Genomic DNA, 17496 nt, shown 5'->3' with positions numbered 1-17496 from the left:
TGAAATCACCTACAGCGCAAGGTCGCTCGGCGATTGCCCCTTAGCGCCGGATTTCGTCAATCTGCTCCCCGACCCCCGTCTCGCAGAGAGCCTGTGCGCCGGTTTCATCGGCGCCGTTCAGGTCGCAGCCTGCCTCGACGAACCGCACACCATCCGCCGTCGCGTCGATGATCTACTCCTGATGTGGTGCGGTACCGACCCTGCCACCGTCCGCAAGATCGAAGGAGCGACGCTGTGAACACCTCCAACTCACCGCAGAAGCCTCGCCCGGCCTCGTACACCGAAGACCTGCACAGGAGGCTGTTTTCCGACTTCCAGGTGCCACCTGTGGCCCTGACCGAACAACGTCCCCGCCGTTAGATGCCGGCACACGTGCGCCGTCCAGCGAAACCCGTTGACGGCGCACGTGTTAGGTACCCAGCGATACCCTGCCCGCGCTGCGCGGGCTGAGAGTGAAGAAGACGATGACCATGCCTGAGACAGAGACCGCACGTGCCTGGGTCCTCGACCGGACCCGATACCCCCAGCGATCCGCCCGCACCACTGCCGTACTGGACTGGAGCGCGGTCAGTCCGTCGACGCAATCTGCCGTCGCGGCACTCTCGACCACGATCGTCGACCCGAACGAACTCCTCGCCCCACCGAGCTGGTGGCGCCCGAGCTGGTGGCGCGCCCTCACCGGAAAACCCCGCGGCTACGCCCAACTGACCACCGAGCAACGCGAGGAGCTCAGGCAGGCGTACTCGGCGTTGCATTGGCCGCTACTCGAGGTAGGGACGGAGACCCGGCTCGTCGTGATCGCGGAAAATCTTGTCGCACGCATCATCTCCGACCCAGCCTGGGCGCACCCCCTGCTCGACGGACACCGCTCCGTTCTCGGTTTCACCATCGAGCTGCACATGATCGCGGCCGCCGCGCACGAACTCCTGCGCCTGCGGTCCACGACACCAACGCTGCCGGCAGATGACGGCACCGACCAACTCGCGAAAGCGAGGGCAGAGTGGGACCGCCGCCACGTCGTCGCCGCACACGTCGAAGACGCACTCGTGGACCGGGTCGCCGCGCTACGCGCCTACGAACAAGCCCTCACCCCGATCGGGGTCGCCCTGAACAATCTGCAGTCGGTGACCGAGCTGGCAGCCGGAGCCGCGGACGTGGACCGGATCTTCGGGCAGATCATCGGATCCGACTACGCCGCCGGCCACACCAATGCCATGCGGAAGGACATCGACGACGTCCGAGCCGGTCTCGACGCGCAAGTCGCTTACCTCGACAGTCTCATCGGCCCACACCGCAACGCCTGAACACACGACAAAGCGAACAGCACACAAACGGTCTGCCGCGACACCACTTCGTGATGCCTTGCCCTCGAAGGGATTCTGGTTGCGTCAGTCAGTGGTCGAGAGGTGGCTCAGGTGAGGATCGAAGGGTTCTCTCGCGTGTGAGGTACTGGTAGACCGCAGGTTGAGAAAGAGAAAAGCGTTTCATCAGCTCTGGGACGGACGATTCATGCCGTTCGTACAGGTCGAACATCTCCGCTTGCTGCTCCGGAGTGAGTTTCGGCTTACGTCCCTTGAACGCACCCGAGGCTTTCCGTTGGGCAACGCTCTCGTGCAGCCGCAACCGCAGTAGACCGGACTCGAACTGCGCGAACGTCGTCGACAGCATCGAAAACACGGTCTCACCGATCGGGTCCTTCGGATCGTGCACGACACCGTCGAACATCAACAACACGTCACGCCGTGACAGATCAGCAGTGATATCCGAAAGGTCCGGTACCGACCGCGCCAGCCGGTCGAGCGAGGTGACAACCAACGTGTCACGCGCAGACACCGCGCCGAGTGCCGCTGCAAGTGCCGGCCGCGGCCGATCAATACCGCTCAAACCATGATCGACATGAATCTGACCTGGTTCGACTCCGAGTTTCACGAGTTGGTCACGCTCGACCTGCTCATCGTCACCAGACGATGCGCACCGTGCGTAGCCAATCAACATCACACCATCGTATTCTACGAAGAACCCCAATCAAGTGTAGACGCCGACAGTGGCGGGCATCCGCTACATTGAACGCGGTTTTACCAGGTCGTAGGCAATCACCGCAGCATCGTGGAAGGAGCTGACGATGTCCGTAGTCCCACGCAAAGTCATCCGCAAGAAGCTCCTGAACACCGCCGTCCTCGACAAAATCGAACGCGAACACCTCAACCTCGACACCGATCAGATCCACCACAGCCTGCACCGACTGCGCCAGCACGTCACCGGCGCCTCACTGACCCGATGCCTCGACCAGTGGGAACACATCGTGAGCAACAACGACATCGACGCCGTCCGCGAGATCGAAGCCTCCGACACCGAGACTGCCCGCGAAATGCGCAACCTCTCACCCCTGACGGTTCTACTCAGCGAACCGGAACGACTCCACGTGATCGACGAACTTCGCACCTGCACGTCGACCAACGGCTGCTGATGTGGTGCACACCTGATTCGGCTACCGTCCGCATGATCGAAGGAGCATCACTATGACCAGCCCCATCGAGTCGGCGAACACGACGGAAGGCACTGCCGCGAGAACCCGCCCCCGGATCGGCCGTGCCCCCGGCAGCAAGAACGCGGAGCCCCAGGCTCGCGCAGTGCGAACACGGAACGCGATCATCGCCGTTGCGGCCCGTCACTTCGACACCGACGGGTACGGCCACACCAGTATGAACACCATCGCCCGCGCTGGAAAATTCGCCAAAGGCGCGATGTACTACCACTTTCCATCCAAAGAAGCGATCGGCAACCAACTCCTCTCCGACTGGACGCGCACCGTCGACGAAACCGTCACTGACGCAACGGCCGGTCCGAGCATGACAGCAGCAGAGCAACTGACAGCGATCTTCACGTCCCTCGCACGACAGATCACCGAGGACATCAACCTGCGTGCTGGCATGAAGCTCACTCTCGAACCCTCCATCGACAACACCGACGGCTTTGCACACTGGGTGGACGCCATCAGCAAGATCGTCGACACCGCCATCAGTGCCCGCCAAATCCCCGACACTCCCACCACACATCGACTTGCCTGGAACTTGTGCGCCGGCACCGTCGGAGCGGCCCACGCCTCCGCATCCTTGGGTGAAGACATCGACCTCGTCACCCGTATCGGTGACACCGTCGCAGCCCACATCAAGCCCGTGAGCGCATGAGATGATCGACGCAATCAGGACCACCAACTAGCTCGACGGCACATCAATATCGTCGCGAAACAGACAGGACAGGAGACGAAATGCCGTTCTTCGACAGATGGTCCAGGAGCGAGGACGAGCGACTACTCGCCTTGGCGATCAATACCACCCCGTACAACCTCGAACTCGGGCGATTCGACCCGGACGCCGCCGAACACATCGCCCCGCTGTGGATCGCAATCCGAGCCACCCCGCGGTGGCGCAATGCCGGCGTCACGCTCGAGAATGCGGTCGAGAAACTGACCGGGTCCATGTTGGGGGAGCGCTACAACGACGCCGGCGAGAAGATCCTCTCCCGATCGGACCGACGCAGCCTCAAGCGTTTCGCCGACGAAGCAGGCGTCATCCCAAAGGAAGGCACCGCCTAACCCCTGGCAGCGCATATGTGTCGGTGCTGTATGTGAGACTGCAAGGCTCGAAACGATCGGGCGAACACAGACCTATCTCAAGGAGCCCGACATGCCTATATCCACAGTCGCCGCAACAGTTCTTCTCTTTCTCGGAGCAGGAGCGTTGGCCCTACGCCAAGTCCTACTTGCAAAACTTCTGTGGGTCCTGGCCGCAGTGGCCGTGATCGCTTTGGCAGTCAACGGAATCCAGGCACGAAACATCATCGCGATCTGCGCCGCTGTCGTGATCCTTGGCGCCATCGCCGTCATCCTGTTCGTGATTCCGAACAAGAGCGAACGATCCTGAATGTTGCGGGTGAGGCGCCCGACCTCGATCAGGTCGGGCACCCGTCACGCTGGGAGAACACTCACCTATCGGGGAACACTCACTCGGTTGTACTCACCAGAACACCCAGACGAGACCGACCGCAGCAATCGAACCACCCGCCAACAAAACATTGCCTGCCCTCCCTGCACCTTCATTCCTCTCGACGACAACACTGAACGCCGCAACCGCGACACCGACAACGACCAAAAGAACCGCATACCAATTCATGCCGCGAATGAAAGCAGAAATCGCCTCGCCACCACAACGGGGTGTGTGCACTCAGAACCCGCAGTTCAGGCGAGGTGATGTCCGTCCAGGATGCGCCGCCATCGCGAGCGCCGGCAACGGTCGGGTGCACCGGAAGTTTCCGTGATCAGGTATCGGTCCGACGAGCAAAGTGTTTGCGCCACTTGGTGAAGGCGGTCGCGGCGAGGGCGACGGATCCGCTGACGAAGATCAGGAGGATTGCCCAGTTCAAAGCGGAGGCGTCCTCGACTGCGGCGTCGACGGCAGAAGGTAGAACCAGCAGGGGGAACAAGACTGTGGCGATGGTAGATGACCAACGTTGAACGATCTCACTGTCGATGAACTGCACGAATCTCGACATCTCGCCCCCGGCATCTCCGAATGTGTCGACCAGCGTCGAACGGTTTCGCATGAGCATATGGGGAGTCACCATCGGTACTCCGCAATTTGGGGGGACGCTATCGGTGGCCCCACGCAGCGCGGACCTGATCCCGCACTTCGTCCCGCGAGACAGGCACAGTCGCAACCGAACCTGGTAAATCGCCATCTCGACCGAGTCGCCGAGATATACGGTGAACCTCGCTTTTAGGAATTCCGGTGCGAGCCGCAATCGCCCGTACGGGAAGGTTGTCGGCCAGGAGTGCGTACACAGCTTGCTCTTTGACCTGATCGAACACCTGATTGGCGATCGTCGCGGCACGACGTGCCGTTGCTACTGCATCGCCGGCGGACTCCCCATGGCCGACACCGAATGCCGACTGAAATGGGCCGCGTGCCTCTCGCTCAGTCTGCGTCAGTGAGTCTTGCCAAGCGATGACATCGAGGTATGTTCGACTTTGTCCCATGCTGGGACACTAGCATCTGTCCCAATGTGGGACAAGAGCGTGGGGCTGGTTCGATCGTGAGGATCCCGGCACGCCCGGACCGGAATAGATACGCGTTCCTTCGTGGTCCGGGGGTAGCTGCCACTAACTGGAATCGACGTTGTGCGACAAGGCTTTCCATCGTTCGTGAGCGGTTTGCCGGGCCACCCCAGCGGCTCTGCCGATGTCCGTCCAGGATGCGCCGCCATCGCGAGCGCCGGCAACGGCACGGTCGAGTCGTTCCCCGCTCAAACGGTGGTCCTCAGCTGCTTGCCGTACCGCAGCCAGGTTCTCCGCGGGGCGAATGTGTTCGTGCCATTCGGTGCGGCAAAGTTCCTCGACTTCGCGTGGTGGCCATCCGTCGCCTTCGGTGTCGAATACCTGCCGTTCGGCAAGTGAGACAGAAGGATCGGTGACGCGTTCGAACATCAGCGGTGCTCTCCAGCCGCATGAGCACGTTGTCCGCCAGCCCACTGTGTCGGAATCGGGTACGAGTGTTCCATCTTCCAGCTCCATCCCCTCGGTGACGTGGGCCCTCACTTTCCTGTCGCCCGCCGCGATCGTTGCGGCGTAACCTTCGTGCCCGTCGTAGTCCCACGTCATCTCAGGCCCTTCTGTCAGGTAATCAACGAGTGTCAGGGTTCCCTGACGTCTACCCAGCCTGTCAGGAAACCCTGACAGTGACAAGGGGGTGGACCGAGTCGTTCGCGTCTCAGGTGGCGTGTCCGTCAATGGATCGTTTCTCGGACACGAAACAGACGACGACGATCAGACGAAGCGACCAGCCAGGGGAGTGTTGCAAAAACCTGTCCCATTGCTTTTGTCCCGAAACTTCGTCTGTCGGTGAGTTCTGCAACACTGTGCCCTTGTGAGCGACTTTTTGGGCTGTCAGTTTCAGAAGTCGGCTGCACGATTTCAGAAGTCTCCTGCAACTCTGAGTTCTTATGCCCACGTTAGGTTGCATCCGATGAGCGCCGCGATCCCTGACTGGTTAGCGCAGTGATGGTGTGGTTTTCCGTCAAGCCTTACTGGCCTTCGTTGAACTGCGGGTCTGGCGTCGTGGCCGGCCACGTACGACTATTGTCGCGCGAAGTGCTCGATCCGACACTTGTGGCATGGGCGGCGAGAAAGTTGTCGACGATGCGGATGCAGTCGTCGGTGTGGATGTGACGCAGTCCTGTAAGGCGAGCGAACACTATCGGTCCGAGGAGCTGAATGAGGGCGAAGGTGGTGTCGAGCTCGCCGAGCACATCGCGGGCGTCAGGGGCCGTCAGGATCTGATCCAGGGACTTGCGGTATTGCTCTATGACACGTGCCCGAAGTGAGACCACCGCGCCAGGATCGAGATCGCGCCGACTGGCGTCGCCGCTGTTGACGGGTCCCATTGCCAGCCACGCCAGCGTGGTCATCTGCACCGGAGCTTGGTCGATGAGGTCGGCTTGGGTGGTGAGCAACGAAATCAGACGTTCGCGTAGCGGACCGGTATCGATATCGGTGTCGACTGGGGGTAGTAGTCGCTCGAAGGTTGCCGCGAGCAGGTCGGTGGTACTTCCGAAGTGTCGGTACAGCGTGGCACGCGCAACCTTCGACATGCGGGTGACCGCCTCCACGGTGACCGCCTCGACACCGCCGGTGGACAGCAGCTGACCGGCAGCTTCGAGTAACCGGTTACGTGAGCGCGCCAGCCGGGGATCGGCCGGGCCCTCGGCTGCAACGAGAGGGTCGACCATGAACGGGCTCCGCTCCATTTGACTGACAAAATATCTCCTCGCATGACCATTCTGTCACACCCACAGAGTTATGATACTAATAGTCTCGTACCGAGACGACCGGTCTCGAACTGGGAGGCTGGCCATGAACGAACGTGGATCCGACTCTGCCGGCGTCGCTCGATGGAGCGGCGCCCAGTGGTGGATGTTGATTGTGTCGTGCATGGCGGTCGCGTTGGTGGTGGCCGCAATGGCGGCATTGTATTCAGCGTTGCCACAGATCGCGGTCGCGACAGGGGCGACGCAAGCTCAACTTACCTGGATAGTCGACGGTTATACGTTGGTATTGGCGTGCTTCGTTCTGCCTGCCGGTGCGATCGGTGATCGTTACGGTCGCCGGGGGGTGCTCGTGGCGGGGTTGGCGTTGTTCGCTTTCGCGTCGGCATTGCCCTTGTTTCTTGCTGACCCGGCGTGGCTGATCGCTGCTCGCGCGTTGGCTGGGGCGGGTGCGGCGCTGGTCATGCCCTCGACGCTGTCGATACTGACCGCGGGATTTCCACCGGCGCATCGCGGTCGCGCTGTAGGGGTGTGGGCCGGGGTTGCTGGATCCGGGGCGGTCCTGGGCATCCTCGGGGCTGGAGTGCTGCTCGAGCAGTGGTCGTGGACCTCGGTGTTCGTCGGGTTGACCGTCGCCGGAGCGGTTCTGGCCGGGTTGGCATGCAGTATCGCGGAGTCCCGCCAGCAGGAGCATCCACCGGTCGATTGGGTGGGCGCTGTGACCGTAGTTGTGGCAGTCGGGGCGATCGTCTTCGCTGTGATCGAGGTTCCGGCCCGTGGCTGGTCGGATTCGCTCGTCGCCATCAGCACTGCGGTGGGCTTGTTCGCAGTTGTGGTGTTCGTCGTCGTAGAACTACGTTCCTCGGCACCGCTACTCGATGTCCGGTTGTTCGCCCGCCGTGGTTTCGGTGCCGGCGCGCTGTCTGTCTGTATCCAATTTCTGGTGACCTTCGGGGTGTTCTTGCTGTTGGTGCAGTATCTGCAGTTGATTCTCGGTTATGGACCGCTCACCGCCGCGTTGGCGTTGACCCCTATGGTCGTGCCGCTCATCGTGATCTCGGTGATTGCACCCTGGCTGTCGAACATTGTTGGGCTGCGGGTGATGACCACTGTAGGTCTGCTCACCATCGCGGCGGGACTGGTGATGGTGAGCAGACTGACCGTCGCTGCGACTTACCCTGACCTGCTGTGGCCCCTGCTCATCATGAGCGCGGGTTTGGGGTTGTGTACCGCTCCTGCGACTTTCGCCATCGTCTCGGACACTCCAGAGGCCAAGCACGGGGTGGCTGCCGCGGTCAACGACGCGGCTCGCGAAATCGGTGCCGCGATTGGGATTGCGGTAGCCGGTAGCGTGCTCGCGGCCGGTTACGTTCAGCACATCCAGCCGGCTCTGCCCCAGCTACCCGAGCCAGCCCGTGGTCCGGTGGCCGATTCTCTGGCCGCCGCATTGCAGGTCGCCGACCGCGCAGGACCAGCTGGCCAGCCGCTGGCCGAGTTCGCCAAAGCCGCATTCGTACATGGAAGTGGTCAGGCGACACTGGCGTTGGCGGCCCTGACCGCCGCTGGGGCACTCGTGCTCGCCGTCGTTGCGCCAGGTAGACGCAGCCGAACGACAGCCACCGCGGGTGATGGACGTCGATGAGGTCGGCCAGGGTGTCTATTCTTCGGTGTGATTCGTGTCTGTGGCCCGGAGTTGAGCTCGGGCTTGGGACTGCATGAAGTGTTCGACCTCGACCACCACGAACAGGGCAGTAGCGGTGGCGACCGAGCGGCCCTGCGCATCGTCCATCGTGGCCGTGAGATCCAGTTTGCGCCCATCACGAGACCGAACGGCAGCACGCAACACGTAGGGAGTGCCGAGCAGAACCGGCGCTAGATAGTCGAGCTCGAGACGCCGCGTCACGGCGAGCTCACCCACTGTGTAGAGCAGGAAGCCGAACAGATCGTCGAGAACGGTCGCCACCGCGCCGCCGTGTGCTATCCCGGGTGCCCCGACATGACGTTGATCGAACACATGGTGAGCCACCACGCCGTTCTCGTCACGCTGGACCGACAGGGCGTGGCCGTGCGGGTTCTGCGGCCCACAACCAAGACAGTCGGGGTGGTGGGGCGGTAAATCAGGCGACTCGGAAGTCGTGCCCCAGAACGAGCGCACCCAGTTCTCGATAGTGGGGCCGGCCGACCCGCTGACCTCGTCCGGAATTCTCTTCATGGTCGGACCTCTCTGTCGTGAAAAAACTGTGCCGAGTCTGTCGCGTCTTCGTGCGCTCGGCCTGCACCGCTGTCAGTTTCGAAAGATAAACTGCACTATGTCAGAAGTGAACCGCACTAAAGGATCGACCAAGCCGACATAGCTTTAAAGAGAGAAGTGATCTCCCGCGAGGATTTCGGACCTGGAGATGACTATTCTGAGGCCGCGTTTGCGGACTGCCCGTAACTGAGTTCTTGTCTAGGGAACATTCCAGCCACCACGAAGGGCATCTCGCGAATGCAACTATCTCACACCCGACCTGCCTCGGCCGAATGCTGCGACGACCCCAATCTCTGCCGCTCCGCGGCGGCAGGCGAGGCCCGCGCGCCTCGCATCAAGATGACCGCGCTCTGAGGTCGATTTGTTGCGCCCAACGCTTGAAGGAGCGCGTCCAGCGCGATGTCCTCGTTATCGAATATCAAGATTGCATGGAGGTCGTCGCGGAGTGCGCAGCGGGCGCAGAAACGGGCTCGGTAGCGTTCGCCCTTCGTGGTTGCAGGCGTTCGCAGCGCAGGTCGAGCGCGATGCCGGCGCACTCTTGGCGCTGATCGCGGAGTTGAACCGTCAGATCGGCGACCTCGAAGCCGAACTGACCCGCCATTTTGGAACACACCCGGACGCTGACACGCAACGCCGCCGTCTACCTCTCCCTGCCAGGAATCGGTGTCATCCTCGCCGCCCGGGGCTCGGTGAATTCAGCGACGACGTCGACCGCTACACCAACGCCGAGTCTCGCAAGAATTACGCCGGTACGTCACCCCTACAGTTTCGTCGGGCAAGAAGCGGGCCGTACTGGCTCGACATATCCGCAACGGGCGGCTCTACGATGCCATCGACCGGTGGGCGTTCTGCGCCCTCAGCCAGAGTCCGGCCGCTCGCGCGTTCTACGACCAACACCGTGCTACCGGAGACCTCCACCACCAAGCGCTCCGCGCACTCGCCAACAGACTTGTCGGGCCACTGCACGGGTGCGTACGCCACTGCACCGAATACGACGAACACACCGCTTGGGCATACCGCACCGCGCAACAACCCGACGCAGCTTGACAAGGTACAATTCTGGGATATCTAGGGTGATTCAGTCCATTTTGTGGCGGGACGCGAAACCGGGATGGCTGAATGGCAGACTGCGTGAGAAGGCCACGCCTACGGTTGCGGCCGCGCCGTCGACGATCCCCCACGTCGTCTCTGATAGGTGTGCGGCGAAGAACGTATCGTCCACCCCTTGCTCACGACCGTTGTCGATCCACCACTGAGTCGCAGATAGACCAGAACCCAGAATGGACGCCACGGCCAAGGGAATGACCGAAGTATCTGCGTGAACACGCTGAAGACTTTCACTGAACCGATCGGCGACGACCTCCATCACCGACCTCAGTTCGTCAGCAACTCCGCCATTTCCCGATCCGGAGTACTGAAACAAGTGATTCGCCATAAGGAATCTGACGACCGTGGGATACCGCCCGACGATCGTGACGTAGCTCTGGACGGACGAGCGAACCATGTCGTCAACCGAAGCATAATCTTGGTCGGCGAGAATAGTGGCTTTCGCCGAATCCCACATCAACGCACCGAGTTTCGCCGCCACCGCCGCGTTCAAGCCCGCTTTGTCGCCAAAGTAGCGGTACAGCTTTGGTTTAGATACACGGGCCTCCGCAGCGATGTCGTCCATGCTGACGCCTGCACCATACCGTTCGATGATCCGTATGGTCGCGTCGACCAGCTGCGCGCGTACCTCGACTCTATGCTCATCCCAGCGGGTGCTACGGGCATCGGTAACTCGACGCTGCACCTGAGATGGAGTAAATGAAACGCGGCGGACGAATGACATTGTGGGGTTAACAATACCCTGAAGGGTCCTCTCAAGCGAGTCGGGCTGGAGAGCCGTTCGCTGAAACCTCTCGGTTCGCTCGCAGCGGTTCGGCACCCTCCCTCAAGCAGCCGATCGGCCGCCGGATCGCACCGTGTCGATCACATACACCGGCGGCACGACCGGAAAGCCGAAGGGAGCCATCGGAGGCTTCGGCATTGTTCACGATGACGCAGATTCAACTCTCCGGAGTGAGAATGGCCGGGTACCCTAAATTCTCGTTGTGCACCCCGCTGTCGCATGCTGGGGCTGCGTTCTTCGTGCCGACCCTGACGAAAGGCGGCCCGATGATGGTGCTGCCGAAGTTTTATCCGCCGAGGTGCTGCGCACCATCGACGCAAAAAAGATCACCGTGGCGATGCCATCGATGCTGTACGCCTCGATGGACCCCTCCCAACTCGGACACGCGCGGCCTGTCGACGATCGTGGCCGTCTCACGAGCTCATGTGTGTCCGGTCGACGGTTCAAAAGCCATCGCCTACCGTGGCTGCGTCCAATCGGGCCGCTGCTTCGTTGAAATAGTTTGGTGCCTCCATGTTGATCATGTGACCGATCTGTGGCAACGCCACGAACTCATGCAACCGGCGGCGCTGCTGCAGTCGGTCGGCGAGATCAATGGAATGAACCGCGGGTGTCAACTTGTCGGCCGAGCCCACGATCACGGTCGTCGGAACCGTAAGTGAGTCGATTCCTTTGCTTACATCGATGGTGGCCAGGACCCTGCCCCACATTCCCCGAACCGCAGGGGGGCACCGCAGTACTATGTCGGAACACTCAGCCACAACGTCTGCTGGCGCGTGTGGACCCATCGTCCCGTATTTCACCAACCGTCGGTTGAAGCGAGTGTCAAGCATCTCCGGTCCCGCGGTGGCGAGCCCGGCTGCGAAGGCCCGCTCCAGTGAGGCGCGGAATCGACGTGGCGACCCAATTAGCGTCGATTTACTCACCAACTGCGAGGGGCCGGTACTCGCCAAGACGGCACCGCGGGATAAGACGGGCACCGACTCCGGGTGCTCGGCAGCCCAACCCATGATGGACATCCCGCCCATACTGTGACCGGTCACCAATGCCTTACGATTAGACGTGACAACAGCGCGCAAGACAGCCTCGAGATCGTCGCCGAGCACCGACGAAGAGAAGGGCGCGCGACCCCGGTCGCTCCAGCCATGCCCTCGTTGGTCATACACCACCACACGGTGTGTGGTGGCGAAGTGCTCGATCTGAGGTCTCCAGAACCGACCTTGGCAAGCCCACCCGTGGCTGAACACCAGCAGCGGCGCATCATCACCGAGCCCGTACTCCTCGACAAACAGCCTCGTGCCGTCACTGGAGAGAACCTCCCGCGACCGCCGCGACAATAGGCCAGCTTTCGAGGAGTCAGAGGTCATCGAAACTCACCGTCACAGCGTCGGTGAGCGGAAGTGCCTGGCACGCGAGTCGCTCGCCGTCCTCAATGTCGTCGTCTACGAGGATGTTGTTCTGCACCATCTCGACATCGCCATCGATGAGCTTGCACACACACGCGCTGCATGCGCCCTCTCGGCACGAGTACGGGGCATTGTGCCCTCGCGAGAGCAGCACATCGAGCAGAGGCGTGTTACGTGGCCACTCCGTGGTGATGCACTCTCCGTTCAGGTAAACCGTGGCCGTAGCTACACCCTCGTCGTCACTGAGTCGACGCAGTGTTGCGGTGTCGAACGGGTCACCCGTCAGCGACTGGAATACCTCTCGATGTACATCCGAATGATCCACTCCGCATGCGGCGGCAGAGCTTTCCACAAGATCCATGAAAGGGGAGGGCCCGCAGGTGAAAATTGCCGATCCCTTGTGTTCACGAATAATCTTTTCTACAGCCTCTGATGTGGGAATCCCGTTCTCCGACTCAAGCCAGTCAACCAAAGTGAACCGCTCGGCGAATTCAGATCTAATCTGCTCAAGCCGGCACTCGTACATGATCGAATCGGAGTCACGGTTTGCGTAGAACAGGACAACTTCCCCACTGCCCGACACCAGAGCCGACTGCACCAGCGACAGAACCGGAGTGATGCCGCTTCCGCCAGCGAAGAAGAGCAAGTCGACGTCGAGGCTCTTAGCGGTAAACTTTCCCGATGGCGTGAGGACGGTCACCTCCATGCCGATGGAAACGTTGTCACACAACCAATTCGACGCATACCCCCCAGCGGTGCGCTTCACCCCGATCTCGAGGCGGAAGTCATCGACATGAGGCGAACTGCTCAGCGAGTAGCATCGTGCGACGTGGCCCGTCTGGTCGGACGGGATCTTCAACGTAATGAACTGCCCGGGTAGATGCTTGAAATCGTCGACGATCTCGTCAGGCACTTCGAAGGCGATGCTCACGGAGTCCTTGGTCTCCTGCACGACCTCCGACACGGTCAGCGTTCGCGATCGCGCGGTGGTGCCCGGCCGATTCTCCTGTTCGAGGGTCATTTGATGATCCCCCGCTTACGAGCCAAGGCGTAGCCCGCGCGTGTGACAGGCGCAGAGATGTCCTGGTAGCGCGGACCGACAACGCGTGCGACAAAGTCGAAGCCACGTGCGTCTGCGCCGATCAGCACTCGGGGCTTCTTCTTGTCCATTCCCTTGAGGATGGCGCACGCAGCTTTCTCCGGAGTGGTCCTGGCGATGTTGTTGAACATCGAGGCAATGGTGGCGGTATCTGCCCCCATACCGGATACACCACGAGCGTTGTTGACGATATTAGTCTTGACGCCGCCGGGGTGAACGCATGTCACCGTGACCGGATGCCGACTGATTTTCATCTCTTGCCGAAGCGCTTCGGTGAAGCCACGCACACCGAACTTCGCGGCGTTGTAAGCGCTTTGACTGGGGATCCCGACCAGACCGAAGACGCTGGAGGTGTTTACCAGATGACCATCACCAGAGGCGATCAGATAAGGCAGGAACGCCTTGGTCCCGTTGACGACACCACCGAAGTTGATGCCCATCAGCCAGTCGAAATCCTCCCAGGACATGTCGACAACGTCGGCGCCGAGGGCGACGCCGGCATTGTTGAACACCATGTTGACGCGCCCGAAAGACGACTGCACGCTCTCTGCGTAAACCTGGAACGCAGCACGATCTGCCACGTCCAACACCGCGGTCTCCACGGTCGCACGATGCGCGGTACGGCACATGTCCGCCGTCTCCTCGAGATGCACTTCGTCGACGTCGGACAAGGCAAGGCTGGCCCCGCGTTCGGCCAGTTGGAGGGCAAGGGACCGACCGATCCCTGAGGCGGCTCCCGTGACGACTGCGACCTGGGTCGCGTAATTGCCTGCTGTCGAACTACTCACTGTCGGATACTCACTTCTCGATGACCTACGGTTGGATTGTCAGGCGATCTCGTACTCGGCGGGATCGAAGTCTTTCGTCGCTCGCCAGTACTGCCAGGTGAACCCGGGCCACACCGTACGGTTGACACCTTGCGAGTCCAGATACCAACTCGTACATCCGCCGTTGGTCCACACGCCCTTGGCGAGCTTGTGTTGGATGCTCTTGTTGAAGTGTTCTTGAACCTCGGCCCGCACATCAACACGCTCCGCACCTCGACTGTCGACGGCGTCGATGGCCTTCATGATGTACTTGATCTGCTGCTCGATCATGAACACGACAGAGTTGTGCCCAAGACCCGTGTTAGGTCCGAGCAGGAAGAACAGGTTCGGGAAGCCCTCGGTGGTGATGCCGAGGTGGGTATTGATGCCCGTCCGGTGCCAGTGCGACGGCAAGTCCTCGCCCCGAGCGCCCTTGAGCGCGAGTTGATCGAACCCGTCCGTGACATGGAACCCTGTGGCGTAAATGATCACATCCACAGGGTGTGACACGCCGTCAGGGGTGACGATCGAATCGGCAGTGATCTTTTCGATCCGATCGCTGATCACTGTCGTGTTGGGGGCGGCGAGCGCAGGGTAGTAGTCGTTCGATCCCAGGATGCGCTTGCATCCGATGCGGTAGGACGGCATCAGCTTCCGGCGGAGCTCGGGGTCGGTGATAGAACGCTCGATGTTCCATTTCGCCACCTTTTCGATCGGTCGCATAAGGTTGGAGTGGCCGTTAAGCCCGAAGGCCAGGCTCTCTGCGCCCCAGTAGACCGACCACCGAGCGAGGCGGCGAGTAATAGGGATCTTGCTGAGCAGCGTCCGAAGTACCGGCGGCACCGCGAAGTTCTTGCGTGGAAGTACCCAAGCCGGGGTTCGCTGGAAGACCGTGAGTGTGCCGGCGTCCTTCTGCACGAACGGCACGAACTGAATCGCGCTGGCACCGGTGCCAATGACGGCCACCCGCTTGCCCTGGAGATCCACCGTGTGGTCCCACTGTGCCGAATGGAACGCCTGACCGGCGAACTCGTCGATTCCGGGGATATTCGGAAAATTCGGGATGTGCAGAGCGCCGACACCGGACACGATGTACTGCGCGACGTACTCCCGGCCCGACTCGGTACGCAGGTGCCACCGAGATTCGGACTCGCTCCAGTATCCGGAGACCAACTTCTGCCCGAAGTGGATCTTCTGAGTGACACCACGCTTGTTGGAGATATCTTTCAGGTACTGCTCGATTTCGGGCTGCGAGGACCACACCTTCGACCAGCTACCGCGACTCTCGAACGAGTAGGAGTACATCAGTGACGGTACGTCGCACGCGCATCCCGGATAGGTGTTGTCGCGCCACGTCCCACCGACGGAGTCGGCCTTTTCTAGAACGATGAAATCACTGTACCCGCGTCGTCGGAGCTGGACGGCCATACCGAGGCCAGAGAAGCCGCTGCCGATGATGAGAACTTTGGTAGTGATGGGCTCGGTTATTCCCGGGTCTGTCGCCGTGGCGGCGGACTTGGCGTTGGAGGACGGCATTGTGAAAAACTCCTGATCGAATGCAGAAAACGGACCCGCACGGCGCGCCGTGACGCGTGGCAGGTGTGGGAATGTCATCCGCCCAAGCCCACGAACCGAGGAATCCGGTCGTGGGGTCGAGGAATGGGCTGTGGGACGCGCGGACCGGGCCGGGCGTGTTAGCGCAGATCGTCGGGCAGGCTGCGCGTTGCGCGCCACATCGCCATCGTGAACTTCCCCTCCATCATTCCGGCCTCGTGGAAGAATCGGATCATCGGCTCGGACATGAACTGCAAGTTGACGCGATAGTTCGGGCTCGTCTGCTGCGCCCACAGGCCGCGCAGACGGCTGATTCCGACATCGGGATATACCTTCGGATTGATGAGCAACGGGTATGCAAAGTTCGCAATGGCCGCCAACGTGCCTCTATGCCAGGCGCGCGAGATGCGTCCGCGACGCTGCATCCCTTCCACCATTTCCAGCCGCGCGAACGTGATGTGACGGGCCTCTTCGAGAACGTGGATCTTCATGAGCTGGCGCAGCTGCGGCTGCATTTTCGGGTCATTCATCGCCTCGCGCTGAGCGCGGTCGAGGATCTCCTCGATGAGCAGAGTCGCGCCGGACACGGACGGGCCGAGAGGCACAAAGTGCAAGATCTTCGCGATGCTCAAGAACCCCTTCGGCAACTTGTACGGTGCCAGGCCCGTCTTGTTGATCAGTCGGGCGAACATCGTCGAGTGACGTGCCTCGTCGCCGATCTCGTTAAGGGCGTAGAGGGACCTTTGATCTGTCAGGGCGCCTTTGGCGGATGTTCGGAGCAGCGCCGAGCTGAGCAGATTCTCCGCGTAGATACCGAAGCTGAGGATGCTGACGATTTCGTGGCGCCCGAGTTCCGCCTTTTGCTCATCGCTCATTCTCTCCCACAGCTTGGTGCCGTAGAGCGAGACCCGATGCTCTGGCAGGTAGTACTTTCCTTCCTCCCAGGGTGAGTCCCAATCGATGTCGATCTCCGCGTCATAGAATTTTTCGGCCGCCGCCCGCAGCAGTCGGCCGGCAGATCTCTGCATGTCGACGGGCTTGCGGGCGCTGACACGCGCAGCGCCTTCCGTTGAGACGTCGGGCTTGGTCTCCACATTTTGAACGGTCATGTGACCTCCGTTGCGTTCCGGGCCGAGCTGAGTCTCGACTTCATACCCGTACTCCGGGTACCAGATACTGATAGTGTCTGCGCCAATGCGTTCTTTTGTCAATGTTCGAAGTGAAGAAAGTGAGCCTTGCGTGTCTGACGACCACGATCTCGACTACTCCGGCGAGGGCACCTTGGTGTGCCGTGGCAAGGAGATTGCTGTCGGGGTGAAGATCAAAGGCTATTTCCAGCCCCTCAACGGCTTATACACCTGGTACGGCAGGATCGACAAGAATGATGCGCTCCACGCCGCCCTCTCGGGAAGGCGCACGGTTGCCGTCTTTGCGACACCAGAGGGACGCGCCGAGTGCGTCGTGGGCGACCCTGATTTCTGGGACCGCTATCGCATCTCGGGCACGAGCAGACCGCCGTACCACATCCCCACCACGCTCGAGGAAGTTGAGTCGATAGCAGAGAGTGAACATCAGGGTTGACCGACCCGCTTTGCGCCCTGGGCGTTCCCCAGCATCCAGTCCGATAGCGCCCAGGCGGGTGAAGCAACGCCACCAGACAGCCGATTCTT

General features: G+C 61.2%; 19 protein-coding genes and 3 pseudogenes. 10 read left to right on the top strand and 12 right to left on the bottom strand.

Annotated elements, in window-relative coordinates; translation table 11 throughout:
• Nucleotides 1–238 (top strand): annotated as a pseudogene (locus tag M1L53_RS34580) (hypothetical protein); the annotation flags it as partial.
• A gap of 232 nt (nt 239–470) precedes the next feature.
• The gene (locus M1L53_RS34575) at nt 471–1304 is read left to right on the top strand and encodes a hypothetical protein (RefSeq protein ID WP_257207822.1); all 834 of its coding nucleotides are present in this window, start codon (nt 471–473) and stop codon (nt 1302–1304) included.
• Nucleotides 1305–1392: 88 nt separating this feature from the next.
• Here the strand turns inward: M1L53_RS34575 and M1L53_RS34570 are convergent, their stop codons facing one another.
• On the bottom strand, nt 1393–1995 hold the full coding sequence (locus tag M1L53_RS34570; protein WP_011331222.1) for a recombinase family protein: 603 nt from the start codon (nt 1993–1995) through the stop codon (nt 1393–1395).
• Nucleotides 1996–2122: 127 nt separating this feature from the next.
• Between M1L53_RS34570 and M1L53_RS34565 the strand changes: the two genes are divergently transcribed.
• The 4 genes from M1L53_RS34565 (at nt 2123) to M1L53_RS34550 (ending at nt 3923) form a co-directional block, all read left to right on the top strand.
• On the top strand, nt 2123–2467 hold the full coding sequence (locus M1L53_RS34565) for a hypothetical protein (RefSeq protein ID WP_011331223.1): 345 nt from the start codon (nt 2123–2125) through the stop codon (nt 2465–2467).
• Nucleotides 2468–2519: 52 nt separating this feature from the next.
• Nucleotides 2520–3188, top strand: a complete 669-nt coding sequence (locus M1L53_RS34560; RefSeq protein ID WP_011331224.1) for a TetR/AcrR family transcriptional regulator — start codon at nt 2520–2522, stop codon at nt 3186–3188.
• An 80-nt stretch (nt 3189–3268) separates the two neighbouring features.
• Nucleotides 3269–3595 carry a hypothetical protein gene (locus M1L53_RS34555; protein WP_011331225.1) on the top strand — a complete coding sequence of 109 codons (327 nt, stop codon included), beginning with the start codon at nt 3269–3271 and terminating at the stop codon, nt 3593–3595.
• 91 nt (nt 3596–3686) lie between these two features.
• Nucleotides 3687–3923: a hypothetical protein gene (locus M1L53_RS34550; RefSeq protein ID WP_011331226.1), complete on the top strand. Its 237-nt coding sequence runs from the start codon at nt 3687–3689 to the stop codon at nt 3921–3923.
• A 394-nt stretch (nt 3924–4317) separates the two neighbouring features.
• On the opposite strand, the gene M1L53_RS34545 is transcribed toward M1L53_RS34550, so the two are convergent.
• The 4 genes from M1L53_RS34545 to M1L53_RS34530 form a co-directional block, all read right to left on the bottom strand.
• A complete protein-coding gene (locus M1L53_RS34545; protein ID WP_257207823.1) occupies nt 4318–4623 on the bottom strand; it encodes a hypothetical protein in 306 nt (101 codons plus the stop codon).
• A 25-nt stretch (nt 4624–4648) separates the two neighbouring features.
• On the bottom strand, nt 4649–5035 hold the full coding sequence (locus M1L53_RS34540) for a helix-turn-helix domain-containing protein (protein WP_041814308.1): 387 nt from the start codon (nt 5033–5035) through the stop codon (nt 4649–4651).
• Nucleotides 5036–5158: 123 nt separating this feature from the next.
• Nucleotides 5159–5656, bottom strand: a complete 498-nt coding sequence (locus M1L53_RS34535) for an AsnC family protein (protein WP_142006780.1) — start codon at nt 5654–5656, stop codon at nt 5159–5161.
• A 422-nt stretch (nt 5657–6078) separates the two neighbouring features.
• Nucleotides 6079–6783, bottom strand: coding sequence for a TetR/AcrR family transcriptional regulator (locus tag M1L53_RS34530; RefSeq protein WP_054827583.1), 705 nt, complete (start codon nt 6781–6783; stop codon nt 6079–6081).
• A gap of 124 nt (nt 6784–6907) precedes the next feature.
• Here M1L53_RS34530 and M1L53_RS34525 point away from each other — a divergent pair, with 124 nt between their 5' ends.
• Nucleotides 6908–8461, top strand: coding sequence for an MFS transporter (locus M1L53_RS34525; protein ID WP_054827582.1), 1554 nt, complete (start codon nt 6908–6910; stop codon nt 8459–8461).
• Between the two features lie 15 nt (nt 8462–8476).
• On the opposite strand, the gene M1L53_RS34520 is transcribed toward M1L53_RS34525, so the two are convergent.
• Nucleotides 8477–9031, bottom strand: a complete 555-nt coding sequence (locus tag M1L53_RS34520) for a PaaI family thioesterase (protein ID WP_115304718.1) — start codon at nt 9029–9031, stop codon at nt 8477–8479.
• 571 nt (nt 9032–9602) lie between these two features.
• On the opposite strand from M1L53_RS34520, the pseudogene M1L53_RS34515 reads away from it, so the two are divergent.
• Nucleotides 9603–10117: pseudogene (locus M1L53_RS34515) on the top strand (transposase); the annotation flags it as partial.
• 31 nt (nt 10118–10148) lie between these two features.
• Here the strand turns inward: M1L53_RS34515 and M1L53_RS34510 are convergent.
• Entirely contained in the window at nt 10149–10901 is a 753-nt protein-coding gene (locus tag M1L53_RS34510; RefSeq protein ID WP_054827597.1) for a TetR/AcrR family transcriptional regulator, read from the bottom strand.
• Between the two features lie 106 nt (nt 10902–11007).
• Between M1L53_RS34510 and M1L53_RS34505 the strand changes: the two are divergent.
• A pseudogene (locus tag M1L53_RS34505) lies at nt 11008–11374 on the top strand (AMP-binding protein); the annotation flags it as partial.
• Between the two features lie 30 nt (nt 11375–11404).
• Here the strand turns inward: M1L53_RS34505 and M1L53_RS34500 are convergent.
• The 5 genes from M1L53_RS34500 to M1L53_RS34480 form a co-directional block, all read right to left on the bottom strand.
• Nucleotides 11405–12328 carry an alpha/beta fold hydrolase gene (locus M1L53_RS34500; RefSeq protein WP_027498239.1) on the bottom strand — a complete coding sequence of 308 codons (924 nt, stop codon included), beginning with the start codon at nt 12326–12328 and terminating at the stop codon, nt 11405–11407.
• Nucleotides 12318–13388 carry a ferredoxin--NADP reductase gene (locus M1L53_RS34495; RefSeq protein ID WP_115304719.1) on the bottom strand — a complete coding sequence of 357 codons (1071 nt, stop codon included), beginning with the start codon at nt 13386–13388 and terminating at the stop codon, nt 12318–12320. Before M1L53_RS34495 ends, M1L53_RS34500 begins: the two co-directional genes overlap by 11 nt.
• Nucleotides 13385–14254 (bottom strand): SDR family oxidoreductase, encoded by an 870-nt coding sequence (locus M1L53_RS34490; RefSeq protein WP_115304720.1) that lies wholly within the window; start codon nt 14252–14254, stop codon nt 13385–13387. The genes M1L53_RS34495 and M1L53_RS34490 overlap by 4 nt, the downstream gene beginning before the upstream one ends.
• A gap of 39 nt (nt 14255–14293) precedes the next feature.
• On the bottom strand, nt 14294–15808 hold the full coding sequence (locus tag M1L53_RS34485; protein WP_032370853.1) for an NAD(P)/FAD-dependent oxidoreductase: 1515 nt from the start codon (nt 15806–15808) through the stop codon (nt 14294–14296).
• A gap of 158 nt (nt 15809–15966) precedes the next feature.
• A complete protein-coding gene (locus tag M1L53_RS34480; RefSeq protein ID WP_027498243.1) occupies nt 15967–16935 on the bottom strand; it encodes a diiron oxygenase in 969 nt (322 codons plus the stop codon).
• Nucleotides 16936–17065: 130 nt separating this feature from the next.
• Between M1L53_RS34480 and M1L53_RS34475 the strand changes: the two genes are divergently transcribed.
• Nucleotides 17066–17407 (top strand): DUF4873 domain-containing protein, encoded by a 342-nt coding sequence (locus M1L53_RS34475; RefSeq protein ID WP_027498244.1) that lies wholly within the window; start codon nt 17066–17068, stop codon nt 17405–17407.
• Nucleotides 17408–17496: the final 89 nt, after the last annotated feature.

The sequence above is a fragment of the Rhodococcus sp. T9N genome, assembly GCF_024436645.1.
In the GTDB taxonomy this organism is placed as follows: Bacteria; Actinomycetota; Actinomycetes; order Mycobacteriales; family Mycobacteriaceae; genus Rhodococcus_F; species Rhodococcus_F qingshengii.
The sequence above is the reverse complement of the archived record's forward strand: the minus strand, read 5'-3'. Positions and strand labels throughout refer to the sequence as shown.